This is a genomic window from Ectopseudomonas chengduensis (genome assembly GCF_900102635.1).
Classification (GTDB): Bacteria; Pseudomonadota; Gammaproteobacteria; order Pseudomonadales; family Pseudomonadaceae; genus Aquipseudomonas; species Aquipseudomonas chengduensis.
This window is the reverse complement of sequence record NZ_FMZQ01000007.1, coordinates 154,000-178,637: the sequence shown is the minus strand read 5'-3', so window position 1 is coordinate 178,637 and position 24,638 is coordinate 154,000. Positions and strand designations below refer to the sequence as shown.

32 protein-coding genes are annotated in these 24,638 nt (G+C 56.2%); 10 read left to right on the top strand and 22 right to left on the bottom strand.

The genetic code is table 11. The features are described from left to right. Positions 1-233: 233 nt before the first annotated feature. The 4 genes from BLS08_RS13365 to BLS08_RS13350 form a co-directional block, all read right to left on the bottom strand. On the bottom strand, positions 234-608 hold the full coding sequence (locus tag BLS08_RS13365; protein ID WP_017362407.1) for a hypothetical protein: 375 nt from the start codon (positions 606-608) through the stop codon (positions 234-236). Further along, positions 605-1,045, bottom strand: coding sequence for an RES family NAD+ phosphorylase (locus tag BLS08_RS13360; RefSeq protein WP_231118705.1), 441 nt, complete (start codon positions 1,043-1,045; stop codon positions 605-607). The genes BLS08_RS13365 and BLS08_RS13360 overlap by 4 nt, the downstream gene beginning before the upstream one ends. 14 nt (positions 1,046-1,059) lie before the next feature. Beyond that, entirely contained in the window at positions 1,060-1,497 is a 438-nt protein-coding gene (locus BLS08_RS13355; RefSeq protein ID WP_050412947.1) for an MbcA/ParS/Xre antitoxin family protein, read from the bottom strand. A 78-nt stretch (positions 1,498-1,575) separates the two neighbouring features. Next, on the bottom strand, positions 1,576-2,127 hold the full coding sequence (locus BLS08_RS13350) for a hypothetical protein (protein WP_050412948.1): 552 nt from the start codon (positions 2,125-2,127) through the stop codon (positions 1,576-1,578). Positions 2,128-2,302: 175 nt separating this feature from the next. Between BLS08_RS13350 and BLS08_RS13345 the strand changes: the two genes are divergently transcribed. The 4 genes from BLS08_RS13345 to BLS08_RS13330 all read left to right on the top strand — a co-directional run bounded on the left by BLS08_RS13345 (position 2,303) and on the right by BLS08_RS13330 (position 5,233). Further along, positions 2,303-3,229 (top strand): ParA family protein, encoded by a 927-nt coding sequence (locus tag BLS08_RS13345; RefSeq protein WP_017362403.1) that lies wholly within the window; start codon positions 2,303-2,305, stop codon positions 3,227-3,229. Continuing rightward, positions 3,226-4,341 (top strand): ParB/RepB/Spo0J family partition protein, encoded by a 1,116-nt coding sequence (locus tag BLS08_RS13340; protein WP_017362402.1) that lies wholly within the window; start codon positions 3,226-3,228, stop codon positions 4,339-4,341. Before BLS08_RS13345 ends, BLS08_RS13340 begins: the two co-directional genes overlap by 4 nt. Then, positions 4,338-4,739, top strand: coding sequence for a hypothetical protein (locus tag BLS08_RS13335; protein ID WP_017362401.1), 402 nt, complete (start codon positions 4,338-4,340; stop codon positions 4,737-4,739). Before BLS08_RS13340 ends, BLS08_RS13335 begins: the two co-directional genes overlap by 4 nt. Positions 4,740-4,846: 107 nt before the next feature. Beyond that, the gene (locus BLS08_RS13330; protein WP_050412949.1) at positions 4,847-5,233 is read left to right on the top strand and encodes a hypothetical protein; all 387 of its coding nucleotides are present in this window, start codon (positions 4,847-4,849) and stop codon (positions 5,231-5,233) included. A gap of 51 nt (positions 5,234-5,284) precedes the next feature. On the opposite strand, the gene BLS08_RS13325 is transcribed toward BLS08_RS13330, so the two are convergent. The 5 genes from BLS08_RS13325 to BLS08_RS13305 all read right to left on the bottom strand — a co-directional run bounded on the left by BLS08_RS13325 (position 5,285) and on the right by BLS08_RS13305 (position 7,643). Next, positions 5,285-5,584 carry a hypothetical protein gene (locus tag BLS08_RS13325; RefSeq protein ID WP_017362399.1) on the bottom strand — a complete coding sequence of 100 codons (300 nt, stop codon included), beginning with the start codon at positions 5,582-5,584 and terminating at the stop codon, positions 5,285-5,287. Further along, on the bottom strand, positions 5,581-6,222 hold the full coding sequence (locus BLS08_RS26815) for a restriction endonuclease (protein ID WP_170827786.1): 642 nt from the start codon (positions 6,220-6,222) through the stop codon (positions 5,581-5,583). The genes BLS08_RS13325 and BLS08_RS26815 overlap by 4 nt, the downstream gene beginning before the upstream one ends. Before the next feature lie 194 nt (positions 6,223-6,416). Then, positions 6,417-6,680, bottom strand: a complete 264-nt coding sequence (locus BLS08_RS13315; RefSeq protein WP_017362397.1) for a hypothetical protein — start codon at positions 6,678-6,680, stop codon at positions 6,417-6,419. Positions 6,681-6,691: 11 nt separating this feature from the next. Continuing rightward, positions 6,692-6,985 (bottom strand): hypothetical protein, encoded by a 294-nt coding sequence (locus BLS08_RS13310; RefSeq protein ID WP_017362396.1) that lies wholly within the window; start codon positions 6,983-6,985, stop codon positions 6,692-6,694. Positions 6,986-7,145: 160 nt separating this feature from the next. Further along, positions 7,146-7,643: an SEL1-like repeat protein gene (locus BLS08_RS13305; protein WP_050412951.1), complete on the bottom strand. Its 498-nt coding sequence runs from the start codon at positions 7,641-7,643 to the stop codon at positions 7,146-7,148. A 117-nt stretch (positions 7,644-7,760) separates the two neighbouring features. Between BLS08_RS13305 and BLS08_RS13300 the strand changes: the two genes are divergently transcribed. The 5 genes from BLS08_RS13300 to BLS08_RS13280 all read left to right on the top strand — a co-directional run bounded on the left by BLS08_RS13300 (position 7,761) and on the right by BLS08_RS13280 (position 10,100). After that, positions 7,761-8,009, top strand: coding sequence for a hypothetical protein (locus tag BLS08_RS13300; RefSeq protein ID WP_017362394.1), 249 nt, complete (start codon positions 7,761-7,763; stop codon positions 8,007-8,009). A 22-nt stretch (positions 8,010-8,031) separates the two neighbouring features. Beyond that, the gene (locus tag BLS08_RS13295; RefSeq protein WP_050412952.1) at positions 8,032-8,565 is read left to right on the top strand and encodes a hypothetical protein; all 534 of its coding nucleotides are present in this window, start codon (positions 8,032-8,034) and stop codon (positions 8,563-8,565) included. Next, positions 8,565-8,849: a hypothetical protein gene (locus tag BLS08_RS13290; RefSeq protein ID WP_017362392.1), complete on the top strand. Its 285-nt coding sequence runs from the start codon at positions 8,565-8,567 to the stop codon at positions 8,847-8,849. Before BLS08_RS13295 ends, BLS08_RS13290 begins: the two co-directional genes overlap by 1 nt. 22 nt (positions 8,850-8,871) lie before the next feature. After that, on the top strand, positions 8,872-9,159 hold the full coding sequence (locus BLS08_RS13285) for a hypothetical protein (RefSeq protein WP_050412953.1): 288 nt from the start codon (positions 8,872-8,874) through the stop codon (positions 9,157-9,159). A 191-nt stretch (positions 9,160-9,350) separates the two neighbouring features. Continuing rightward, positions 9,351-10,100 carry an Abi family protein gene (locus BLS08_RS13280; protein WP_090336806.1) on the top strand — a complete coding sequence of 250 codons (750 nt, stop codon included), beginning with the start codon at positions 9,351-9,353 and terminating at the stop codon, positions 10,098-10,100. Positions 10,101-10,430: 330 nt separating this feature from the next. Here the strand turns inward: BLS08_RS13280 and BLS08_RS13270 are convergent, their stop codons facing one another. From BLS08_RS13270 to BLS08_RS13225, 10 genes are all read right to left on the bottom strand, one after another. Then, positions 10,431-10,646 (bottom strand): hypothetical protein, encoded by a 216-nt coding sequence (locus tag BLS08_RS13270; protein WP_017362388.1) that lies wholly within the window; start codon positions 10,644-10,646, stop codon positions 10,431-10,433. A 6-nt stretch (positions 10,647-10,652) separates the two neighbouring features. Beyond that, positions 10,653-11,264 carry a YkgJ family cysteine cluster protein gene (locus BLS08_RS13265; protein ID WP_050412955.1) on the bottom strand — a complete coding sequence of 204 codons (612 nt, stop codon included), beginning with the start codon at positions 11,262-11,264 and terminating at the stop codon, positions 10,653-10,655. After that, complete coding sequence (locus BLS08_RS13260; protein WP_075723469.1) at positions 11,261-12,274, bottom strand: AAA family ATPase; 1,014 nt, start codon at positions 12,272-12,274, stop codon at positions 11,261-11,263. Before BLS08_RS13260 ends, BLS08_RS13265 begins: the two co-directional genes overlap by 4 nt. A 72-nt stretch (positions 12,275-12,346) precedes the next feature. Continuing rightward, positions 12,347-15,631 (bottom strand): hypothetical protein, encoded by a 3,285-nt coding sequence (locus BLS08_RS13255; protein ID WP_069901335.1) that lies wholly within the window; start codon positions 15,629-15,631, stop codon positions 12,347-12,349. A gap of 63 nt (positions 15,632-15,694) precedes the next feature. After that, positions 15,695-16,051, bottom strand: coding sequence for a hypothetical protein (locus tag BLS08_RS13250; RefSeq protein WP_139134728.1), 357 nt, complete (start codon positions 16,049-16,051; stop codon positions 15,695-15,697). 149 nt (positions 16,052-16,200) lie between these two features. Further along, positions 16,201-16,413, bottom strand: coding sequence for a hypothetical protein (locus tag BLS08_RS13245; protein WP_069901337.1), 213 nt, complete (start codon positions 16,411-16,413; stop codon positions 16,201-16,203). A 737-nt stretch (positions 16,414-17,150) separates the two neighbouring features. Further along, positions 17,151-17,825, bottom strand: coding sequence for a hypothetical protein (locus tag BLS08_RS13240; protein WP_069901338.1), 675 nt, complete (start codon positions 17,823-17,825; stop codon positions 17,151-17,153). After that, entirely contained in the window at positions 17,825-20,029 is a 2,205-nt protein-coding gene (locus BLS08_RS13235; RefSeq protein ID WP_090336801.1) for an ATP-dependent DNA helicase, read from the bottom strand. Before BLS08_RS13235 ends, BLS08_RS13240 begins: the two co-directional genes overlap by 1 nt. Positions 20,030-20,044: 15 nt before the next feature. Next, a complete protein-coding gene (locus BLS08_RS13230; protein WP_069901340.1) occupies positions 20,045-20,587 on the bottom strand; it encodes a type I-F CRISPR-associated endoribonuclease Cas6/Csy4 in 543 nt (180 codons plus the stop codon). Between the two features lie 2 nt (positions 20,588-20,589). Then, on the bottom strand, positions 20,590-21,693 hold the full coding sequence (locus tag BLS08_RS13225) for an RAMP superfamily CRISPR-associated protein (protein ID WP_069901341.1): 1,104 nt from the start codon (positions 21,691-21,693) through the stop codon (positions 20,590-20,592). 73 nt (positions 21,694-21,766) lie between these two features. Between BLS08_RS13225 and BLS08_RS13220 the strand changes: the two genes are divergently transcribed. Beyond that, on the top strand, positions 21,767-22,435 hold the full coding sequence (locus BLS08_RS13220; RefSeq protein WP_069901342.1) for a hypothetical protein: 669 nt from the start codon (positions 21,767-21,769) through the stop codon (positions 22,433-22,435). 473 nt (positions 22,436-22,908) lie between these two features. Here the strand turns inward: BLS08_RS13220 and BLS08_RS26350 are convergent, their stop codons facing one another. The 3 genes from BLS08_RS26350 to BLS08_RS13210 form a co-directional block, all read right to left on the bottom strand. After that, on the bottom strand, positions 22,909-23,085 hold the full coding sequence (locus BLS08_RS26350) for a hypothetical protein (RefSeq protein WP_167375883.1): 177 nt from the start codon (positions 23,083-23,085) through the stop codon (positions 22,909-22,911). A 95-nt stretch (positions 23,086-23,180) separates the two neighbouring features. Continuing rightward, positions 23,181-23,810 (bottom strand): hypothetical protein, encoded by a 630-nt coding sequence (locus tag BLS08_RS13215; RefSeq protein WP_069901343.1) that lies wholly within the window; start codon positions 23,808-23,810, stop codon positions 23,181-23,183. Between the two features lie 88 nt (positions 23,811-23,898). After that, complete coding sequence (locus BLS08_RS13210; protein WP_069901344.1) at positions 23,899-24,315, bottom strand: hypothetical protein; 417 nt, start codon at positions 24,313-24,315, stop codon at positions 23,899-23,901. Positions 24,316-24,638: the final 323 nt, after the last annotated feature.

Sequence of the window (24,638 nt, the reverse complement as noted above, 5' to 3'; positions counted from 1 at the left end):
CTCCGCATGCTCTCTCTGAACTGCCGAACAAAACTCACTCCTGTACTCCTTGTGCCGCGTCTCGACAGGCCAGGCGACACCCTTTTCGATTTGCTATCTCATCATCTGACGGGCGCACGTGAACGAAGACAAAGGCACCATCATCGTAATGCTCCAGATACCCCCACTCGCAGGTCATCTCGTCCTGGCCCGGATTCGGGGGAAGGAACCACCATGGCTCACGGCTGATCAGGTTAGCCATTGCGCAAAGCCTCCAGTGATGGTTGAGGAACATGTTCCGGTGCTGACGCCCAGTCGTACCAACGTCGATGGCTCACTTGAGCGTCAGGGGCAGGAACCAGGTACACATCCGAGAAACCGCCCTTATCTGGCCAGATAGCGAAAATCGCAGCCATCGTGGCCTCTTCAATGGACGGGAAGACCGCAACGAGCGAACGACTGAATATCGCACACCGCTGGCCAGCTCCCCGACAGAAGCGCATGGCAACGGCACCCAGATATGCCTCCGGTACAAGTGTCTTTACCTCATCACCGCCCAACTCTTCAGGGAGCCTATAGGCGACTCTTTCAATACCGGCGGCATTGCCTGAAAAACCCGCGCTGCTCATCGCTTGAGCGCTCCTTTCAGGAGGCGCGTGTCAAATGGATAACGCTCTGCTTTGACACAAGCTTCAGCAGCTTCCGGGTGCTGAGGGTTCAATAGGAAGTTCTGGGTATGAGGCATGATGGCGCTGGGGACTTCGAGTATCAGGGACTCTCCGCCATCGAGCCATTCATCTCCGATTTTCCGGGTCATCTCCTGATCTTCCCTCCAACCAGTTGGCAGAGTGCCAACGCGCTGTTCGGAAACGTGATCAGGAAGATCAACTTGAAGCAATTGGAAGGTGTTTGGCAGGTCCTCTGGATCAATCTCAAGATGAACAAGAGTCTCCAGCATGGCCGATGATGGGCTGTCTGTGAGGTACACCACTGGGCGACCTGCATGGTGCCACCTACCCTGTGCAATCACACCACCACGCCCGCTTAGGTCGGAGAACGGGGACATGCGCCACTTCCTGCTCATGCACCGATACCTTCGCCGATCTGGACCAGCATGGTAATGACTTGCTCTTGGCCTTCGTCATCCTGAAGAACATCGAGTGGCGTTCTTCCTTCAAATCGGTCCTTTGGCTTCTTCAGCCAGCGAAGGGCTTTATCTTTCTCGCCGAAAACCGTGAAAGCCAAAGCAATGCCGCTGGCGATGCCATAAAGGGTTCGACTGAAATCCGGCGAATATTTGGGGGCGTCAGTCTGCGCGTCATCGGCCGGGATACGCACCGGAACTGGATTTGAAAGCTCAAGCAGCAGGTGCAGAACTGCGCGGTCAAAGCCACCGTCCACCAGGTTCGCAGCTTCGTCCTCTCGGGTATCGGCTGGAACACCGGTCAGGCAAGCAAGATGGAGCCGGTACTGCGCATAGGCGTCGGCTGGAAGTCCGTCTCGCAACGTGAAAGCCATTTTGCCTCCTGCGGTGCGCTCGAACCTGAGCGCCGTGAGTGTTAGTAAGGGCCCGGCTGAGCCGGGCGTTGTCCTGGGCTAGCCCAGGCGGGGGCCTTGATCCTTGCGGACACTCAGCCCACGATCCATAGACTGGTTCTGCTGCTGCTCGGCCCGTTGCTGCTGTTCTTGGGCCATGCGCGCGCGATCAGCCTGGTACTGGATCATGTCCGCACTTGGGGAATAGTCGTTGGTTGCCGACTGGTTCTGCATAATCTCGCGGCGCACTTCGTTGTATGCCGCATGCAGCTCTTTGGTGATCGATTGCGCTTCTTTCAGAAAAGCACGCGCATCATCCTGAATTGCCTCCCGCTTCCGGGCCGTCGATTCGAGCATTACCCCGGCGGTGCCGATGCTTGCCGCGAAAGCCGCGCCAACGACGGCTACCGCTGGGGCCGCCGCAATGGCCGCTAACGAAGCAACGCCGATCACCCCAGCTACGAACCAGCCGCCCACCTTCAGGCGACTGGCGTTATCGCGAGTCACGATGAACTCAGCCGCTTTCAGGCGTTCTTGCGCCAGTCGAATGCCTTCGCGAAGGCTCGTCGACATCTCCTGTATCTGAACACTTTGCTGCTGCGCTGTGCGCATAGAGCACCTCCCCAATGGGTATATATGCCACGGTATCATAATACCGTTTAGACCATTTTACTTGATTTGTGGAATCTTGCCGTGTAACTTCGCCGTGTAACTTTGGTGTGTAACCTATCTGTGTAACGTCTCAAGTCCGCAGGCGATGCGGCTCACAAACAAGAAGGGGGTCCTCATGGCCTTTGTGCCGGTGGTAGGCAGCGTCAACTACAAGGGAGGCGTAGGCAAAACGACTAGCAGCCGCGTGGCGGCGCAAGGTTTCGCCGAAGATATCTCGATCAATCAAGGTAAGCCGGTTCTGATCGTCGATCTCGACCCGCAGGCCAACACCACTCGCCGCTGGCAGCTCGCCGCTGTAAGCCATGAAGACGGTAGCGTGATCCCGATCCCTCATGACGAGCTGGCCGAAGCAACTGACGGCCTCAGCTACAGCTCGGTATGTGATCTGTGGCTTGACCTTCTTGGCGCAGGTTCGCCGGTAGCGCCGCTTGCTTACCCTACCTCTAACCCGCGCATTCATGTCGTCCCTGCCCATGAGAACTTCATGGTCGCAGCCTCGCGCATGCCAGACGAGAAGGTCCCAGTTCTTGCCGCTCGAATGGTCGAATGGTTGCGTGACCCTTCGCTTGCTGAAAAATACTGCTGCGTCATCATTGATACCCAGCCGACTAAATCGGCTTTGATCGATGCGGCCTTGGCGGCTTGCACCCACGTCTACATCCCCTTCATTCCTGAGCCGCAGCCCGTAGACGGCGTGCTCTCGATGATCACCTATGTGAGCCGCCAGGCTCAAAACCGTGGCAACGATGTCCCGCTGCGCTTCCTTGGCCTGCTGCCGAATCGGGTCGAAAAGAACGTCATCTTGCACAAGAAGACGCTGCGCTCATTAGAAGACCACCCGAACTTCGGTCGTTACCTGATGCCTGTTCGGATGGAAAAGCGAATCGGCTATGCCGAGACAGACGATTACCGGAATGCGCCTGATCAGGTAACAGACCTGGAAGGTTCCAACATCGAATGGGAAGCGCGTCGCTTCGTGCGCTATCTGTGGGAGCAGATCAAGGCTGATCTCCCCGCGCTGGGTCATGAGGTGGGAGCATGAGCGCAAGAAAGATAATTGGTGGCGGCCTCGGACTCGACAGCCAGGCAACCGTAGCCGCGCAGGCCCTTAGTCAGATGGAGAACAAGGCACTACGGCGCTATGAAGCGCAGGCCGATCTATCGAAGGTCTACCCTTCGCCTGAAAATCCGCGCTGGGTCACTCTGAAGATGGCCGGCGTTACTCGCGAGCGCCTTGAAGAGTTCAAAATCCAGCCTAAAGAAGCCGTGGAACGTTGGCGACTTCGCCAGGAGGCATACCTCAAGGAGCTACTGGATCAGGGAAAAATCTCCGAGCACGGGGTCTGGTCTGAGCTGTTCTCGCTTTCCAATAGCGTTTACAAGAACGGGATCGATCAGCCTATTACTGCACAGCCAACTGGTGAAATCATCACCGGCGAGCGTCGTTGGAGCGCTGCTTTCATGGCAGGGCGCACACACGACCAGGTGATTTTTCAACTCGTCCCCGAGGATCGAGTTCACCTGATGCGACTGATCGAGAACCTTCAGCGTTCAGGCCTGAATGTCGCTGAGATTACTCTTTCACTGCGCAAGGTGCTTAGCACCTGCGGTGCTCTAAAAGGCGAGCTAGGTCCAGACAACCGGGAAATCTCGGTAGACCTGATGATGGGTGTTTTCGGCTGCGGCCGAACCCAGGCCACCTACTACCGCGCGCTTTGCTGCCTTGCTGAAGATGATCCCCTGCTGGAGCAGATCACCAACAACGGGTTTACCAGCCTACGAACTGCGTACGAGGCGGCATCAGCTCGCCTACGCGAGCTGATGAATACCCCTCCAGCTTCTCCGGCCGCCGCTCCCCAGGAAACCGGTCAACAAAGCTCGAACATCAACGGCGGAGCCAAGACGCCACGCCCACCCATGCCACAGGTCAAGCTGCGGCTGCCAGGTACAGAAGGCGGTACACGTCTGCTGTCTGCTCTGTCGAAGATCGAGGGTATCCCCTCGGAAGTCAGCGAGAGTCTCGAAAGGGTCCGCAAGACTTGGCACGGAGCACCGGATCGCGCGCGCAAGAAGCTCCTCGCGACAGCCCTGGAGCAAATTCTTGAAGCACTCGACAAGATCGATGAGTCCGAAGAGGAAGAGGCCCGCGCATGACTCGTACTCCCATCGGCACAACGATTACCCCGGTGGAAACCACGACCGTCAACTATCCGGTCTGGCTCACTAACGAGCAACTCGAAAGCGTTCGGCGTGCATTTGAAGCGAGCGACGATGATTGGGGCGATTGGTCGGCGAAAGCATTTGCAAGATTGATGAGGGAGGATGAGGCAGAGCTGCGCTCCCTCCTCAATGGGCTTGGCAGGACTGGGCGCGCTGACAAGGTGGCGCTCCCATGCCGGATCAGGACCAATGTTCTTGATCAGGTCCGCAAAGCATCGAAGACCTACAAATGCACCGTGCAGGCCGTTCTAAGTACAGCGTTCTCAATGCATGCCCTTGCTCCGACACTCGCAACCGACAAGAACGCCAGCCAGGACGAAGAAGCTCTCTGATCAATTCTGACGATAACGGCAAGTACCGCCACGGCATTAAACGCGGAACTTAAGCCCCGCGAATACCAGCATTACGTTGAGAACGGAACAAAGGAGGACACTCAGCCATGGGGAATAATGAGCCCAGCGCTACAGGTATTCTTGCAGAACGCTTACAAAGTGAGGCAACGTTCTGGTATGCGATGATGGCAGACGCTGCCAGTGTCTTGTTCTGGGTTGCCGTGCTCGCAACCATTGCCGTCGGCTTTCTTTGGCTGTCCAACATTATCGAGCACCTAAATCTTAAGAAGGGCTGGCGGCATGCCGTAGCGTTTGCAGGGCTCTTCCTGCTTGCCAGGGGTCTTAGTGCTGGGGGTGCATATCTACGAGTACTGTCCCCCACTTATGAACCAGGGGAGGCTGCATTTGGTGCGGCATGGATGCTTTTGAGCCTTGTCCTGCTGGTAGGTCCCTTCGCCTTGATCTTCGCTTCTCGGAACTTTAAGAACACCTGAGCTTTGCAGGACTTGCATGCCGACCAATGAGCGCTGGTTCGCCTGCTTTATTCAGAAAGCCAACGCGGAGGCCGGCACGACGAAACCGTAGTGCTTGAGCATACCCTCTCGGAATCGCACCCACTCTTCCTCCCCAGCTGCACCATGGGTGCACATTAGACACTGATCAGCCCCAGCCATCTGGGCAACGACGGTGGTATGCAGATCGATGCCGAAACGCTTAGAGAAGCGGCCTACGGTTGAGCCGTCTGAGGCGTGCACCCAGATGGTGTCACCATTTCCAGATACCTGGACTTCAAAGCTCAGCCCCTGATCAACTGCTTCATCAATCCAACGGTCATAACCTTTCACAGCGGCCTTGCTCCTCTGCACCGGGGGAAGTGAGCACAGCTCCAGAAAAGCTTGCCGGCGCTGTGTCCCTTCTTCGCTTCCTTCGTCTGCATAACACCACCACAACGAGGGCAACGCACTATTTGCAACGCAGTCGTCACAATGGCTTCTTCAGGCGCGGGCGGTGGCAGCCGATTTTCAGCCATCCACTGACCAATCACAGCGCCATCGATCAACCGGACATTCCGGCCACGGGCGAATGCCTTCGCATCCTTCGTGAACTCACCGGAAGTAACCACAAAACCCCAGCTAGCACCTTCGGCAGCCATGACCCCGAAAAGCTCGCGGACAACATTGACACTCACTTTTACGGATTTCCACTGCTTGCACTGCACGAGAGCCTTTTCACCATCACGGAAGAGCACCAGGTCAACACCACCATCAGCGCCATTCGAAGTTTCGTCGACTCGATAGCCTTGTCTGCGAAAGGCCTCGCCGATCACCTGTTCAAACTGCTGCCAAGTGATGCTTTCCAAAGCCTTCGAGGGTACGGCAGAGCGAGCAACCGAAGTAAAGAGCCGCGCGCGGCGAGTGCGCTTCAGCAACGAAACTACAGAGCCGAGGACGAAGACAGCTGGAAGGACATACTGAGCGAACATAGCGAAGATTATGACAATCTGCTGGCCGGCGTACCCACCGTGGCCGAGATGAGAAAGAGCCCCTACCTCGCCCCCAGCCAGATGTCTGCAGATAAGGTAGGTCGAGAACGCGAAAACGAGGCTCAGCCACCAGGGCATCTTCACTGACAGATTGAAAAGCGCGTCTAGGAACGACCCTCCCCGCCTCGCCATGCTTATTGACCGTTACTGCGCACGCGAACGGGTGAAGCCTCGGATCGGATATGCCAGAACTGCCGCATAACGAGGGACCACATCAGCCAGCCTACGATCACAGTGGTTCCGAGGATTGTGCCGATGGCGGCCTCGCCCGTGACTGGCGTCGAGGACTGAGAAATAGCTACCACACCAGCTATCACTACGCACAACATGAAAAATGAGAGCTTCGCCCAGTCGTTCCAGTAATTGATCTTGGCAAGCGTGTTTTTGGCATCAGGCATTGGTCGATTCCTTATTCATTGCTGGATACAGACTCGCGAAGTAGCTTTCTCACGCCAGCCTTGTTCAGTGCCGGCCCCCAGCTCACAAGGCGGTACTCGTTTTCATCCTTTTCGATCACCACACCGAGCTGTGCGCCAGACCGTTTCATGCTATCGAGGATGTTCTGTTTGCTATAGCCGGTCTCATTGACCAACTGGGTCAGCCTGGAAGAACCAAGCTTGTCCAATGCGACAAGGACCCTGAACATTCGCCGCACGTCGCGCACTGGAAAGTCCGGATACCCCTGCTCACTCGCTTCCACCATCAGGCAGCCTCCAACTACTCGTGAACTTGCTTAAGGCGCACAACGCGCCAGCATCATTCTAGGTAGTTTCAACTTACCGCACAACGGAAAACAGAAGCACGGCAGAGATTGCCTGATGGCCCTCCAACGATACGGAAGCTCTCACCAGGCAGAGCGCAAGCTACTTGCCCCTACGGAGGTACTTCACTGCAGGAAGAAAGCCCTCAGCGGCCGCCTTAGCAATCCATTCACGTGCTTCCTGGGGCTTCTTTTGTACCAAGTACTGCACGCCCCATAAATACATGCTCTCGGCATCCCCGGCTTCGGCCATTGCCTTAAGCTTGGCGTGATCGCCGTTCAAGAACGCATCACGGGTGGCCTCATCATTCCTGATCATCCACAGAACTGCATGTGGCTTACCGAGCGCTGCGAGCTGGGCCATCTGAGGCGTCAACTCTTCGATCTCCACCCTTGCCTCGTAGGCCTTTCCCCAACGAATAGGTTCTTTTGAAAAGATCAGCCATCCGAAAACAAACATGCCCACAGCTAACCCGTAGAAAGCTTTCTTCCGGCTGGGGTTGATCTTGAACAGGAACAACTCTTTTTCATGCCATTCGTAATTCAGGCGTTCGTCGCGCGCTCCGACCTTCAGGCCGGCTTCGCCAGCAGTGCTGCTCATAAAATACCTCTTTGCTTAGGTTGCTCGACCAGGCTCGATCAGGGAAACAATATACACGGTATAAGAATATCATTACGTGTATACTTGCCACTATTTATCACACCTGAGAGTGCAGCCATGCTTCATCATGAACTGGATATCTCCGAGCTGATCAAGGACCTGGATGGCACAGCCACCCTAATCCGCGAAAGCTCCATAAGCGACAACCTGAAGGCCGATCTGCGCGACAAGTCGCTTGTGTACGCATGCTTCCTAACAGACCTATCTAATGGCAAGTTCATGTTCACGGATGACGGCGTGCCCGAGATGGTTGAAGCGGCACGAGGGTTTACAGGCTTGCTGCGGAAAGAATTGACGACCCAATAGGCCACACGTGACGGAGGCTCACATGCAATCCTCGAACTTTGAACAACGCTTGAAGGCGGCCTCAGACGCTCTATTTGGCAAATTCTGTGCAGGCCTGGCTAAGATCGATCCTACGACCGCCGCCGTCTGCGCGACCGCTCTTTGTTCCGCTACCTACATTGCCGGATTTGGCATGGAAATCGCCCATCAAACCCAGATACTGGGCGAGGCAGGGAAAGAAGCCCTCAAGGCATACCAAGCGCTTACCCCAGACACGACTCTGCGCTATTTGGGCCAGGCCCTGAGCGGCGACCTGCCATCAACTGGACAAAACCTTCAGGGTGCGGCTGCATGGATGTTCATGACTGTCCCCGCAGCTACCGCAGCTCTGGCTAAGCTGGCGAAAGGGTTCGGGCAGATGCGCGCTCAAGCACCAGAGGACATCACGCCGCGTCTGCGCGGGGCTACGCGGGTGGAGCAGCTTCAATCGACACTTTCCACGCTGAACTCTTCGCTGGACAAGCCCATCGCCATGCAAGAGCCTACGACCTCGAAGAAATTCAGGGGTATGAGTTGATGGTTGAAGGGCAAATCAATCTGCTTGCCGCTCAGTTAGCCAGCGTGCTCGTGATCATGCAGATCATCTCTGCAGTTATCGCGGCGCGCAGCGGAAAGCTCGGGCTGGTTTTGGTCTCATCGACTGTACTTACAGCCGCGACCGTGGTTTTTGCAATGCTACCTTACACCGCTGCCGGCCCCGCTCGGGCTTTCTGTGTCGTGGCAGGGCTTGGAGCCGCCGGGAGTTACGCTTTCTTTTTCCAGAGGGCTTTGGCGCGCAACCAGGAACGCACTCAACGATAGCACCCATCAAAGAGACGCAGCGATGAACGAATCTCGTAGCAACCAACAAATGCTGAAGTGGCTCGTCGGAACCTCAGCATTCGCATTCGCCAACGCGCTCATGGTCATTAGCCTGGCCGCAAACATGCAACGTGAGCCTGAAAAGGTCTCCACGTACCTGGCCGTTATGGCCGCGTGCGTGATCCTGGGCCTACTCAGCGGACGCACAGCACGCCGCTACTACAAGCATCTGAAGTCCGTTCTGGGGAATGCAGCGAGCAGCCAAGCAAAGCCGGAAGTTGCTGCGGAAGGCGGCGCACTAGAAAGCTGATCGCGTCGCTGGTATCGCGCTCCAGGCCGATTGGGTGATAATTCCCTGACCCAGAAATGGGATGGCCCCGCAGAGCGGGGCCATGGATACTTACCTAGCGTCATCACCAGCATGAACCATTAGGGACTTCTGGGAGAGGGCGGCCTAGGGCTGCGAGACCAATATAATACGCGACAGCAGGATGTGCAAATTTGAGTAACCAAATTCCGGGCGCGCTGCTTGAGAGCATCTTCTCTAAGCCCCGCATTGTACGCTATGCAACGAATCCGCGCGGTGCTGAAGCCGCTGTCGCGTACCTGCACAACCTTCAACTCGCCGAATCGATCATGCCCTGCCTCCACATCCTGGAGGTGGCGCTCAGAAATGCCGTGCATTTGCAGCTGAAGACCAAGTATGCACGCGCTGACTGGTGGGAAGCGGTGGCCACGTTCACAGCGAAGGACGTAGCGGAAATCGCGAGCACAAAGCAGAAGATCGGCCTCAAGGCTCACGCGGCAACACCAGACCGGATCGTCTCTGAACTCAGCTTCGGGTTCTGGACCACGCTGTTCAATAAGCGACACGAGGTGGAGCTATGGAAGGAGTTGCGCCTCGCCTTCCCTCGCTGCCCAAAGCAGAAGCGCCAGCGGCATGAGATATCGAAAGCACTCAACGCGGCCCGTGAGTTGCGCAATCGCGCAGCACATCACGACGCGCTGCTATGGCTGAAACCAGATATGCGCCACAGCTACCAGGTGTGCCTGGAGGTAATAGGTTGGCTGGAACCCCAACTGAAACCGTGGCTGGCTACCTTCGACAGATTCCCGCAATCCTGGGCAAGCTGGATGGGATGCCCGGCAGCACCAGCACCAGCACCAGCACCAGCACCAGCACCAGCACCAGCACCAGCACCAGCACCAGCACAGCCTGCGGCTATTGCACCGGCCGCACAACCTTCGTAGGTAACGCTGCTCAGCGAGTAGTCGAGCCTGTTTCTGACGTGGGACTCTGCAGAACGCGAATTTGCGCGTAAGCGCCTGTCAGTTGTCCCTCAAGCTTCCTGCATCGCGCCTCAGCGGCGCGCTTTTGCTGTACCACATGGCCAAAGGCTTCCTTAGCAGCCTCCTCGGCCAGCTCCAGCAAGCGGACACGCTCGCGCAACTCGGCAATCTCAGCAGCGTCCGCGCAGCGTTCGCATGCGCGGGCCAACTGACCGTGAGGGCAGTCACGCTCTGGCGCAGGGCCATTGGGCACCTCAGCTGCGTTTACCCCTGATTCAGACATCGCCGCGCTCAGTCAGCAGAAGTGTCGGCGTAGCTGACCTCATGCCCCATGGCCACAAGATCACCCAAATGCTTCGCCACCTGGCGGTAGAACACGCCCATATCAGGGTTCGCCAGCAAGCCTTTCGGCTCTTGTAGATCGACCCACATGGTCTGGCCTTCGTTGCGCTGTTTGAGCGTCCGGTTACCGCTTGGGTGGTAGTCCACCTGTAAATCGATCTTCATGCTGCTTCACCCTTTTCCTGGAAAAAACTCACGGATGTCGGCCCTCGGGGCATCGTAGAACGCAATCCCATACGATGCCCAGAATGCGCGGAAATCGAGATTCGGAACACGACTGTCCTCGGGAGGAATCTCGGTGCTGCAAAACAACGAGGTGTCACTGAGATTGAAGTGGGTACGACATGCCAGCGGCCGATCCGCGTAAATCGAGCACATGCCATTTCTAAGGAAAGTGCACGGCTGACCAAAGTACTTCTCCCGCAGACTCAGGTCATCATGCCGAACGCCGACCTTTAGCGGCTTCTTCCGTATCACCTCCCCAATCAGCTCCGCCTCGAAGCTGGTGATCACCACAGCAATATTGCAGCACTCTGAACACCCTTTACGGCAAGCGACATGGGGTTCGGCCGCAGCTGATACCCGGTCTGCCAACTTCTTCAGCCGATTGTACTTCGCACGCTGGCTGCCTGGCTGCTGAGCGGCGCTAAACACTTCTTGATCGAGGTCAGCGAGCCAAGGGGCCGCGTCAAACATTGCGCGCTTATTTCGCCCTCCCTGGACGATCACGTCATCTTGGAGGGCTTCAATCTGCGCCACAGGGATAAGGGCAAGACCACTCATGCTCGTTGAACACTCTGGACGATATCGGCTACACCAGCGCCGTCGTTCAACACCAGGTCCCGACGAATCTGCCGGCAAAGGTTCACCACCTCATTTAGGTTCTTCAGCCCCAATTTGGCTATCTGATCCGCCAGGTGGGTAACGTCCTTACCAGGCGTCCTCTCCCTTGCGAGTTCCATCTGTGCAATGCGCAAGCAGCGCTCGGTGTCAGGGGCTGTGATCTCGACCTTGAAGTCGAAACGGCGAAGCAGTGCTTCGTCAACAAGTTGCACGCTATTGGTGGCGGCAACGAACATACAGTGCGGCGAAAGGCGATCCAGGGAAATCAGTAGCTGGTTAGTCACACGACGCATCTCGGTAACATCGCCGGTCTGATCGCGCTTGATCCCCACTCCGTCGAACTCATCCAGGAAGACGACACACGGGCCACTAGCCGCATAGTCGAAAATCGCCTCGACGTTTTTTCCGGTCTCACCGAGGTGACTCGCGATCAGGCCGCTGTACTTCACCCGAAGAAAGGGAACGCCCAATTCTCCGGCCAGAGCTTCGGCCAGCATAGTTTTCCCATTTCCTGGCTCGCCATGAAGCAACACCCGATGCCGAGGCGCGAGATCAAACGCAGCCAGTTCCTCTTGCCGATGATTCTCGGCGATTATGTCGAGCACCTGCCGCTCAACTGATGGGCTCAGTACAACCTTTTCCAGCAAGAGGCGCGGTTGTTCCAGTGCTACAAGATTGTCAGGGGCTTTGCGAGGAAGCGCCGTCGGCTTGGCCATGGTTTGTCGCAGCAAACGCTCCAGGCTACGGTGAACCGACGGATAGTTCTCCTCGGTAGCATCGACCAACTTCTGGCTAACCTCACGAAGCTGATCATCAACCCGCCACTGAAAAGCCTCCACCAGCTTCGGGATCATCTTGATGATCACAGCATCGGTCGCTTTACGCCGCTTCTTCAGCTCGGCGGGAGAAACGGCCTCGGTTGCACCCTCGGGCTGTACGATCTGGTTCATGGTCATCATTCTCGTGTTCAGTTTACGAACCGGCTCATCGCCGGTTGGATTGTTCCGCGCTATGGCCACAACTCAACTCGGCTTGTACAGCTTGTACCAACAGCCGAGGCCTTCATATCCGAGCCGTGGCATGCCTTCAGGCAGGTCATCACCACGGATTAAGCCTTCCTCGGCGTTAAGCTCAGCCTCGATAACCGTGAACTCCTCGGGGAGCAGCCATTGCCTCGATGACCCACTCACCGAGTAGTCATTAGCAAAGTCCAACCTCGGGCTCTTCTCGCCTTCGCCGAGGGCAACATAGATCACCTCGTAGGGTGACTTGTTGCCCATAGCGCCACGGAAGAAGCTGTACTGATGAATCGAGCCTGGCTGGTACTTCTCAATGTCGACTTCAATGCCGAATATCCTGTCGAGACCCGTGCGCTCAGTGACAGAAAGACCGCCGGCAAGCCATACGCTCATGCGACCCGGCCTGTAGCTGATGAACTCTGGAACCAACTTATCCAGCGTGGGCACTCGCGATGAGTTGTTGCTGTAGTACGCATTCTCATACCGAATGGCATCTGGATGATGCAGAGGGATGTCATCGAGCTTCAGCGCCTCTTCGCGGGGAATCAACACTAGGTCAAGGGTCGAAAGTACCCGCGACATAGATGGATATCCATCGTACTCACGCGCATTGCTTACCTTGTTAGCGAAGGCCTGCACGAAGATCAGCTTGAACGCCTCGCGGAACTCTGACGACGGCGAAATCGCTGCAATGAAACTCTCAGCATTATGTGCCCGTAGCGCCAGTACATAGAGCCGTTCACGGCTCCCATCCTTCTTACCCCAAGTAACACCTATCGGAACGGTCAGCACAGGACTCCGTACCCTGGAAGAACGCTTGGTGCGGTGGATGCAGCTCTGGCGCACGGCAGCGTAACGGGCAGCGAGCTTAGAAAAAGCCTCTTTGTTGCCGATCAGGTCTCGCAGGTACTCAACGCCCTGCTCACATTTAGCGAGTACCTGGTCCTTCTGCTCCTGCGACTTAAACCCGGAGAACGAACCCAGCCAGTCGGCAGCGGCATCGAACTGCTTCACCGTTTGTTCGGATGCCGACATGCTTGGTAGGCGATCCCACTTGCGGTACAGCTCAGTCACGGCCCGCTTCCCAAGGCGCAACACAATCCGATGCACCCATACGTGGGGCGTGAGTCGATTATCGCGCTCGGCCGGCTTGGGCGCGGCATACAGGACCAGCTGTCCTTTGCCGGTCACAACCAGCCGGAGAGGAGCCAGATCAATCCGAGCAGCGAACTCTTCAACACGGTGGAGTTGGTCACGGCCTGCATGCGCCAGCAGGTACATGACTTCCATCAATGCTTTCCAGCCTGGAGCATCAAAGCCCTGGTCGAGGGTAGGGAGTGCTGCCCCACGATTGGAGGCACGCCAAAGGCGCACAGCATGGCTTACAAGCCCCTCGGCATCCTCGCTTGGTACAACACCACCCGCAATCAGGGAGGCGCGCAGGTGCGCGCGTGCAGGGACCTCTGCGGCGCGCTCGGCCTCAATAAAACTCAGTGCCTGCTTGAACATGCGGATGTAGGACAGCTGGTCGACACGCGACTTGCGGTCGTAGATGTAGTGCCGAATCTCCTCGGGCTCTACTGCGTCGAGCACCAGGTAGGGCATGAGTTGGAAGGTATGCTCACGACTTGAGCGCTTCGGCATGACCTTCACGTTCGTCGGCGTGTTGTCGGAGAAACGGCTGACAGGTAACTCAACGCAAACGTCCTTGCCATCCTGGTAGGCAATGCGAACATCAGGCTCCCCATAGTAGTGGGCACGAATACGATGGGCACCTGGAGCAGAGTTCTCGTCAATGACCTCACCCCAAAGCCCAAGAACACGACTCCCAGAGGCCAGGTAACGGTTCATCCGAGAGAACCAGTTGATTACACCCTCGATCTGCTCGCCACCACTGATCATTGCCGAGGCATCATCGTCGCGGATGAAGTTGAAGTGAGCTTCCTGGAAGTCGAGCGAAACGAAACTGAAGTCCTGCGGGCCTTCGTAGAAGTCGCCGAACAGCTTCAATCGATGATCGAGGCCGCACAGTAGGATAAGCAGACGCTTGTAGTGCAGGGCCTGGCGCTCAAAGCTCTTAAGCGAGCTGGTGTACTCCAGGCTGTCGAACGTGATGTCGCTTCCATCGAAACCGCGAAAGAGACGATCCACCTCGTCGCGGGTCGGAAACAGCCGATCAGCACCGATATGCGTTTCAACCGGGGACAACACCATGTGGATGTTCTCGCCGTCACGCACGAGCAGAAAGACCTTCTTGTTCTCGATATTGCGCACCATCGAGACCAGTGAATCGGAGTAGGTGATGTCTTTCCTGTTCGAGGCCATGCAGACGACGCAGCGCTCAGTCGGAAAAATCTGATCGACCAGGCCTTGTTCAGTGCCCAGCAGCTCCAGAAACAGCTTAAGCGCCGCAATGTCAGTGCGCGGCGTAACGTCAGCGTAGACCGACAACTCTTCAACCATGATGAGCTTACTTTGCATGATACTCAGCGGCACGCCGGCAGGGGCGCTTTTGCCTTCGCGCACCTTTTCCACGTGGACTTCGCTGCCGACATAGAGCTGGAGCGATTCGATACCGTCCACCACCTTCTTGACGTAGCGCTGCATTTCTTCGGTTTGGGCCAGAACGGCTGCACCCTGCTCCTCGAAGTACGGCGTCATAGCACTAATGGCTTGGGTAATTTCATTCGACTTGCTGGTGATCCAGTTCTTCTGGATCGTCACTACCGCCAGATGATGCTCAGCCTGCATCGTTAGGGCACGAATTGAAGTCTCATTGATGCCACGGGTCAGTGCAGTCCCCAGGTTTAAAGGTGGCGGTGCGTCTGAAGGGATAACGGCCGGCAGGTTATCGGGGTTTGCGCCTGGCTTCTTCGCAGATTCGGCTGCAAGGCCCTCCGCTACGATGCGCTGCATCTTCTCCGGGCTGGCCTGTACGTCGACCAGTTCCTGTTGAAGCGCGAACACGCGACCCTGCACTTCCTTGACCTCGGCCGCGCGAATTTGCGAAGCGCTTGGTTCGTGATCGAACTTGTCGAGGAAATCCTTGATCCGGAACTTGTGCTTGCTCTTGGTGCGGCCGTAATGGCGCGGGTGTGCCCGCAAGGTAACCGTGTGCGCAGCGCCATCCACCCAATCGATGGAAAGGATCAGCAGCGTCTCGCCGGCAGGAATGTCCTCCTCCGGGATATCCTCGCGCGCAGTGCAGTACTCGCCGGACTGAAGGCTCTGGAAGCGCTCAATGCGCTCGAACTCATCGCGGGATTCCTTGGTGGTCAGATCGTTCATGTCCTATGCCTTCTGTTCGGATGCGCTTCAGTCAGTACTCAGGGCTCGCTGCGCGAGGAAGGGTCAGAAGTAGCCTCGCCGCTTGGCTGAGCGGGCCGCCCTGCCAAGGCGAACGGCGCGTGAAGCGGAAGCGTTGTACTTCTGCGCCCTGGTGCGGCCAGAGCTGCTTGGAGCGCTGCCGAGAACGATAACCGCTGGACTGGCCGGCTGATACACCGCATTGAGCTTCTGGAGCGCCAGAGCGTGCATCTCCTGATCGCGGTCAGTGGCGCGCGGGCACTCGGCTTGCTGGAATTCATTGCGGAAACCTGCGACGCGAACTCGCCAGGCGCTGCGCTCCGCTTCATCAACGCATGCTGACCAGTCATCCACCAGTCGAAACATCTGAGCCGTCATGTCGCGGTAGTCTTGAACTCGCACGCTAGCGATCCCCGGTTAGCCAAAATACAGGGTAATAATACTTCATTTAGAGTTTCTTTATCAAGTTTAAATTACCCTGCAAGCTGTGCGCACAATAAGCAAAAGCCCGGATGGGGTCGCCATCCGGGCTCTGTGTATACAGCAGACGTTTAGCGGGTGCCGCGAGCAGGCTCGGCCCGCGTGTCTAGGGCCTTAGCTGCCTCCTCCCAGTCCAGCTTGGGAATGACGTAATTGCCGGTGACCTTGACCAGCTCACCGTCACGGCAGACCTCTTCGAGCTGATGACCAGGGCCGCCAGTGCCAATGACGACAATTCCAGCCGGGTGCCGCTGAAAGAGGCGCTTGATAAAATTAGGGATCATGCTGGCTAAACTCCTGGGCATCGCATGCCCTGCGATAAAATGAAGCCACCTACGCGGCGGATAACGGTGGGGGGAATGATGCAGAACGCAAATCACGTGCTCTTCTAAGCCGCCTATGCGGCGGCAAACGTTGAGCGGGATGTAATGGAATCCATGCGCCACTTCTAAGCCGCCTACTCGGCAGTAAACACCAGGTGTTCGTTGGGGTGCCCGCCTCGTTTCTTCTAAGCCGCCTATACGCCGGCAAACGACGCGCGAGAGCAGGGTGACTGGAGCAACCTCTTCAAAGCCGCCTATGCGGCGGCAAACGTGATGAGTGGCCGAGTGCCACGTCGCGACCTATTCTAAGCCGCCTACGCGGCGGCAAACGAGTCGCCGCCGGAGGACTCGCCGACATTCCGCCTTCAAGCCACCTACTCGGCGGCACACCTGCTAATCACGATCTGCACGTCGGGGTACTGCTTATAAGCCGCCTACGCGGCGGCAAACGTGTGAAGCGTCCCCGGATCGAGAGCAGCGAACTTCTAACCCGCCTACGCGGCGGCAAACTGCTGTGGCTTGTCTTGGTCGCGCTCCCGCTCCCCTCAAGCCGCCAAGGCGGCGGTAATCGATGCGTTAAGCCCAATTGAAAACCTATCGCCCTTCTAAGCCGCCTACGCGGCGGAAAACTCTGACCTGTATGTTCTCGCGCGCTCCTCTAAACCACCCGCACGGTGGTAGACATGCGGAACACGACTTTACGCCGACAGTTCTAATGGATAGGCAGCAGACACCAGGTCACCATTCCAGTAGGGGACATTAACCGTCAGGTCGGCAACAGGCACCGGCCGAAAAGCACTGATTTTATTCCACACTGCCAATGGAAGTGGCCTGGCTGGCAAGCCACTTGGGGTGATCCACGAGTAGTCTTCTGTCATGCGCTTCCAATTCACATCGACTATTTCACCTGCTCCTGCATTGGCTCTACGTCCAATTCCAGGGAGGTGGTTACGTATCAACTCAACAACTCGATCAGCATCACCGACACCGTAAAAGATCACAGTTCGCGCATCAATTCCCGCATAGTTGCTCATATTTGCTTTATATGGTCCTCGCTTCACATCAATGGCCAGGTAACGTTTAGCCTTACCTTTGGACTGGGGTGCGAAGTGCTCTTCAGACAAGTCATTGATACCCCGAAGGTTCATAACTCGCTGTACAGTAGTGTGGGAGTAGTTTCCTGCTACGAATGCACAGCTCCCCTTGAATATCCCAGATTCCTGTTCAAGCGGAATATGGGGAATCGTGTCCGCCCCCATCAGTCCGCACTCACGAAACACCGCTGCGGAAAGCAAGCTATCGAGCGTTGTGCGAGGCCTACTCATAACAAAAGGAGTTGCCAGCTTGATAACCAACTTAAAGGGAATGGCCATTACACAAGCTCCGGGGTGTAGAGATCGCCGGTTTTTAGGAACAAGCGTGATGCTTTGAAATTATCCTCAAAGCGAGCAGGAATGCAGTGCTCAAAGCTCTTGAGCACCCGTTCCCGAGGCGTCATCAATACCTCATCCAAAGAAGAAGCAAATTCTGCCGGATAGGGAAAACGGCCATCAGCAATCCACACTCGAACACGATCATCACGACGACGAATCCCTCGACCGAGACCTTGGGAAAAACGCTGTCGGGCCTGCGCATTGAGACTGTCAAACTTGATCTTATCGATCCCGGCGTCGCTAAATCCTCGATGCCGCAGATTCACTTCCATCAAGCTCAACCGGAATCCACTCAGTGAACCAAAGGGAATACGAGTGATCACCAAACTCTGCACGTTGCCTGGAAGATCGATTCCCTCCCAAGCGTTCGGCGATATCAAAACAGCTCTCTCGGTTCGCAGGTACTGTTGTTTAATCTCCCCCATCGAGTCACCTTTCCGAGCGACGATGAGGCCAACAAGGCCGTTAAGGCGTCTTTCCAACTCGCTGGAGTCCCCATGACTAAGCGTAAGCACCAGCGTCCTACCGCCAGAGGATGCCGCAGCCCGAATCATTGATGCCGCATAGTCCAACCATTCAGGATTTGATCGCATCGCAGTGTCGTCATCCTCCCTGGCGACGTTAGTCGGAAGAGGCGCAGAGGGCTCCGGCAGAACAAAGCTCATGTGCCCGAAGCCCTCCGGCGCGTCGAAAACGCGATAAAGGTCTGCGGTCACATTGTGTATGGGATAATTCATGCCGGCCTGGCAATGCCGAATAACGCCGATGGTCTGGGCAAAAGCATCGAAAGCCATCGGCAGAGTTCGACCAGGAGTAGCGAGCGTTGCGGATGTGAACAGGGCTGCCCTGAGATAACTACGTGGCGGCGCAACTCCCTCAACCTCTCCTTCATCCCAGTCGCGAGGGGCCAGAAGCCGTGTGATGATACGCGCAGGCTCCGGCCTTCCGACCCTGAGCGAAGGATAATGACGTACAGGCGACCAGCTAATAATGCTCAGGTTTCCGTCCTGCTGATCAGCCTTCGCTACTCTAGCAAGGTCGTTATAGCTGTCACAGAACTCGGCAAGGACAGCCTTGGGTTTTGCATCCAGCTCTGCCTGCGAGGATTCGAGCATTTCGCAGAAATGTTCGACATGGGGGCGAAGTGCCTTGAGTACGCCATTGATCCGCTGAGTAACCTCGACCGGCAAAACAGCCAACTTAGATTCACCAGCGTCAATCTCCATAACTGCGTTATAGAGGCTCGACACGGACTGTTGCAAACCAGGAAGTGCGTAGGCATCCGCGATCTCACTGGTGAGTTTGCTGAGCCTGTGAACCGAGACTTCTGCACTCAACACAGACTCAGCCGCGTCTGCCAGGCGGTCAGCCTCATCGCAGATCAGGATGGTGGCTTTTCGCTCGCCACCATCGATAATGCTTGCCCAGCGAGAAACGTCGAGCATCATCAATGCATGGTTTACGATCAGAACGTCGGCATTGAAGGTTTCGGTTAGCCCTTGGCTGTAGCTTTCCAACTCCTCCGCCGGGGCGCTGGCATTCAGGCACAACGAGGCACGCTCAATCCCGGCCGGTAGCACGGAGCCGTCCTCGCCAACCTCAAACAGATAGTCTTCCAGCGTTGGCAGCGATTGCGTTTTCTGCTCGATCCAAGCCAGCATTTTCGATACAAACTCAATGGCATCAGGTGCTGACTCCTGACTCTCCGTGAGCCTATCGAGATACTCGCGACAGGCTGACTCGGAGAGGTAGTTTTGTCTGCCAACACGTCTAGCGAAGGTGACAACTGTTCCCGTTACTTGCCGAATCCAGTCCCGAGCTTTAGGCGCATCGTTCTGAATGATTTGTTGCTGAAGCGCCCGAGTAAAGGTCGACACCAGAACTCGCTCCCCCGTCAGCGCGGAATACGCGAAGGCAGGAACCAGATAGCCCAACGACTTACCCGTCCCTGTGGCTGCCTGGAGAAGGTTCACCGCAGCAGCATTATCAGCCTCCCGGTAACGGCAGAAACCTCTGACAACCGTTTGCGCGTAAGCGTGCTGTTTCGGGTTGTAGTGATAAGCCTCGCGGCTCCAAACCAACTTGCCGTCTGGACCCAGAATGTCGTCAACAACCTTGAGTAGCTTCTTTTCCAGATCACTCATTACTGCACCTCAATCTCAAAAACTGGGAAGCGAGATGCCGAAGCCGTAGGAACCAGGAAGCTCGCCGGTTACCGCGATGGCAGGGACACGCTCAATGTAGATGTGAAACCGCTGATGAGTCGACTTGCTCTGCATAGGTAATGAATGAGTAGAGTGAATCCATACACTCGCAGGCTGATATACCTCACCACGCGCTAGCGCCCGGCGCTCAAGCCGACGCAGATGGGATGGCGATCCACGATCCGGCTTTCGGCTGCGCCGATAACCATGCAGGCACTTCGCAAGCGAAGGAACCTCAGACACCTGTCCACGCATGAAGAGCAGACCAGCCTCGATCAACGGATCGAGAAGATTAAGGCAATGCGAAATAGCGGCCTGGGAACCGAGAAGGCGCATGATTGGGCCAAAACCTCCGTTCTCCTCGCACCACATAGGCCAATCGACAGCTATAGGCTGGCCTTCGCCGACAGAAAGATGCGCGGCTTTCAGAACGCGGCCAAACAGCTCGTACCGAACTGGCCCGCCGACGTGCGACAGATCGATATAGTGGCTCAGCATATTCAGACACTCGGCACAGACAGATTAAAATGCTCGCTGCCCAGGTATTCCTGAAACGCCTTGCGAGCCAGGAATAACTCGCTGCCTTGTGGAGCTTCAACGGTCAGTGCCCCAGAGAAAGGTTCGAGCACCAGCACACCTTGCGAAACCTTTCCAACACCAGGCGATACCTTAAACACCTCCCAGCGAGCACTCACCAGGCCACAGCCAGCGGCGAAGTGAGCCCCTAATGTTGGCATCAGGCTGAACTGATCCAGCGCAGCAAGAAGAGCACCCAGCTCCTCGAAACTCGCGTTGTTCAGGATGAAGCGTTGAAGCATTACAGCACCAGCAGGGATTGCTTCCCAGCCCGCAAGCGGCATGCCGACAGAGTTCTTTACCCCCGCTTCTTCTTTTACGCCTTTTACTTCTGCTTCCAGACGCTCAATCTCTTGGGTCAACTGGGTCACGCGATCAGCATTCTTCTCGGCACGTGCAGCCTTGCGTTCCTTGTCCAGAGCCCTGATCTGCCCCTTGATTGCCGACGCATCACGGTTACCCTCAGCCTGGGCAATCAGCGCCTCAACGTCAGCCGCAGATAAAAATTCGATTTGACCTCGATCCCGGTACAAGTCATCGGTACGCGCACCGCTAAAGACAACGGGACTGCTTACGGATTCGCAGATCGCATTGCCAACGGCAAGGCGTCCATGAACCATGCCCAGAAAACCCGCATCACCCGCACCGAAGAGACTTAGCAACACATTGTTTTTGCGCCATTCGGCCTCTTGAGAGACCGATGACTTATCCGTAGCTTCACCACCCTTCACACCGCCGAGGGTCAGAAGATAGTGCTCGTTTAGGGAAAGAGGCTTCTCATTTCCGGTACGCAAGATAAGGTTTTCCCGCAGTACATCGCGGAGAGCACGGCGGAGCTTCCCTCGGATACCTGTTGCCGGAAACATCAGTCGGCGTCCAGCCGCTGTGTTGATGAATGGAACAGGAGTCGGCGAATTCTTGCCGCGCACTCGCTCCTCGGCCTCCTTGAGAGCGGCACTGCAAGTGGCCAACGGCTGCTCAGCCTTGATTTCGCCTTCAAACACGTAGTGGGCGGATTTAAAAGCCATCTTGGTCTCCATCAGTGGACAGCGCATTGGGCTGCAGGTAGGCTGACCTAAAATTATTCCCTGTGGTGTTGATATGCAAGCTCTTAATTTTTGGAATGACTGCATCGGAAAGTTTCTTGGCCCAGAAATGCCGCCCGAACTTGCAATAACCCAGCAGGTTCCGACCCGCTTAAAAAAGGGCACAGGTCTCAACCGTCTAGGTGCAGGCATTGACGTGTTTTACATAGCAAGCCCAGGCAGCAGTTCTGTAATTGGAAAGCTGGAAATCACTGAACGATCCGAACTGGTCCTCGTAGCCAGCGAAGATGTCAGCGGAGAAAAGCACATAGCGCAGTGGCTGATCCACGAAGCTCCAGCCGACACACCCTGGATGATCGGAGTGATTGGGAACGCGAACCCAATCAATAGCCTCAAGCTTTCCTACCCACCGGCACTGTGCCGATTCTGTGGAGCGAATTCTGGCTTCGATTTTGACCTGAGCGCTGTACGTCAGGCCGTTTCGATCATTGGAGACCTGGATTGGAAAAAGGACATTGCCCCTGCATTACACGTCTACCAAGCCCGGATGCACGCTAACGACACAGGTGATCAGGATAAGGCTGAAAAAGAGGGCAAGAAGCTACTCAAGATGTTTGAAAAAAATCCTCATCTCAGGACTGCTCTGCTTGCTCTTTGCAGGCTACCCCTGAAACCAAACTCGGGTGAGTATGAGGTGCTGTCGTGGTATAACCGCGTCCGCTAGGCATTGCCTGCTTTCGCTGCCGTCAGGTGGTTGATAGGTGTGGCGTTGAGATGCACCTTGTTGCCGCTGAAATGTGGTGCACGGCAATGCCTAGCTACTTTCCAATGGGCTCTATTTGTTTCGACGGCTTGGAAACGTACTTTTAGAAAGCCAGCCTCAGATAGGCTAGCTCAAGCGACTTGTCTGGTGCCGCTCATAAACTACTTCGACCAACCCTCTCCCCTAACGCCAGAATTCCAGAAGCCCAGGCGACCACCTAATTGTTTTATGGGATGGAGATAGACCAGGCCGCAGTATGTGCAGCGCCTGGCACCACCGTGCGCCTGAGCCTCGGCACGAGCCTCTTCCGGAAACCGCTTAAGCACCTCGTCATGCACAGCCATTTGGCGGCTCGGCTGGCCGCCAGAGCAATGATCGGGACAATAGCCTGGCGGATAGTTTCGTGACATACGTTCTCCTGTGAACTAGCGGGCTCAGTTGGCTTTCGGCACACGGAGGCCCCTGGCAACCTGCTTTGCCCGGTACGCCCTCTGGACCAGGATATCGAGTCGCCTTCTAGCCTCTTTCACAGCGCCAGCACGCGCCGAAAGATCAGGGTAACGCTCGATGTCGGTTAGAAGCCTGGCCATCTCACTGAACTGCCAATCCATTGCGTCGATCTCCTCTATCACAGAGGAGCGATTGGGGTCGGATGGCCAGATCGGGTGAACAGTTGCAGCACGTGACATGACAGCGCCCCTCTCGATCAAAACTCTTCAAGATGGGCCAGGGGGTCTGTCTGCGATACGACTCCCTGCCTATCCACCGTGGTGGTGAAGGTACACATCATCTCCCTGCCCAGCGCTGGAATCTCCCTCAAGGCGGAGGCGTGATAGGTGATCATGCCGTACAGCATCGGCTTATCAGTGCGCACCAGCAGTCCGTAGTATCCGCTGGGCCCTTGAACCGTCATAGTCAGGTCTGGATCGGACACCAACCTCAACGCAGCCCTGGTGAAGCCGCTAGCCTCTTGAGGACAACCGAAGGCAAAGACCTCAAGCCAGCAGCGATCATCCTCGGCCAGAAGTTGGAAAGCTTCTTTGCGTACAGCCGGCACGCCTGGAAAGTCGCTGTTGGTATACAGCTCGGCTGCGCTCAATTGAAACCGAGAGAAAAAGCTCCCGTCGAAGACTGGGGTACTCTTGCCAGGCGGCAGATCAAGGTTGGGGTAGGAAACGCGGTAAAGCCTGGGGAAGGCTACGCCCGAACGAGGGCAAACGAAACCATCAGCCAAGGTGTCAACGGGTACTACATGGCCGTTGGCCGCCTTGGCAATTTTGCTCTGAGCAAAGGTCGCCAAGCAGGTGATTTTGCCGTGGGGCTGTTCGTTATCCACGACTAAGGCCTCCAGCTTTCGGTCGACTCATGGGGGCTAATCCTTAATCACAACAAACGATTGGATGACGGCACTTTCATTAACTACATCAGTCATCGACAACACCCATAACAACGGCGCTATAGATCATGTTCGAGACTTTCTCCCGAGCCACCTCAAGTTGGCGCTTGATATCATCACATGCGGCCTTATGGGACAGCTCTGCATCACCCCAGTTAGAGTCACGCTTTGCACTACCCCAAAAAGAATCCCGAGCCATAGCCGTGCGGAATTCAACGGTTTCGCCGAACTGAACTTCATTGTCCTCTTTAACGAACACCATTGTTTCAAATAACAGCGGTTCACCTCTCCCAAAGCTGTAGTCAATGCCGAGGAAAACCGTACTCACCCAAAATCCATCGATTGTGGTTTCAGAAACGCGAGTTTTATCGCTTCCCATGAAGAGGCTCCACTCAAGGATATCTTCGCACGGCACAGCCAGTTTGCCTTGGAGGATGTAGTTCACGCTCGCATTCCTTTAACTACCGGGAGCATTTAAACGAATAACATGCCCCATCATAAGGCCTGCTTCATTACTGTCGGTGAAGGGCCCTAAGTCAATCGCTACAGCGGAGGACAGGATCGGCTGCGATCCATACCATAGCTTTCCGCACTCAATGCTGGCCCGGTAATTACCAACAGGCACGTGCACTGTTTCGTTCCTTCCGGCGCGGACGACTACATCGAGAACCTGTGCCTGCTGTCCCGAGACCAAGCTGACTCTACAGTGTTTGCGCGAGCCTTGACCGATCACCCCTAGAGGAACTGTCCGAGCCCTCGTCGCAAAGC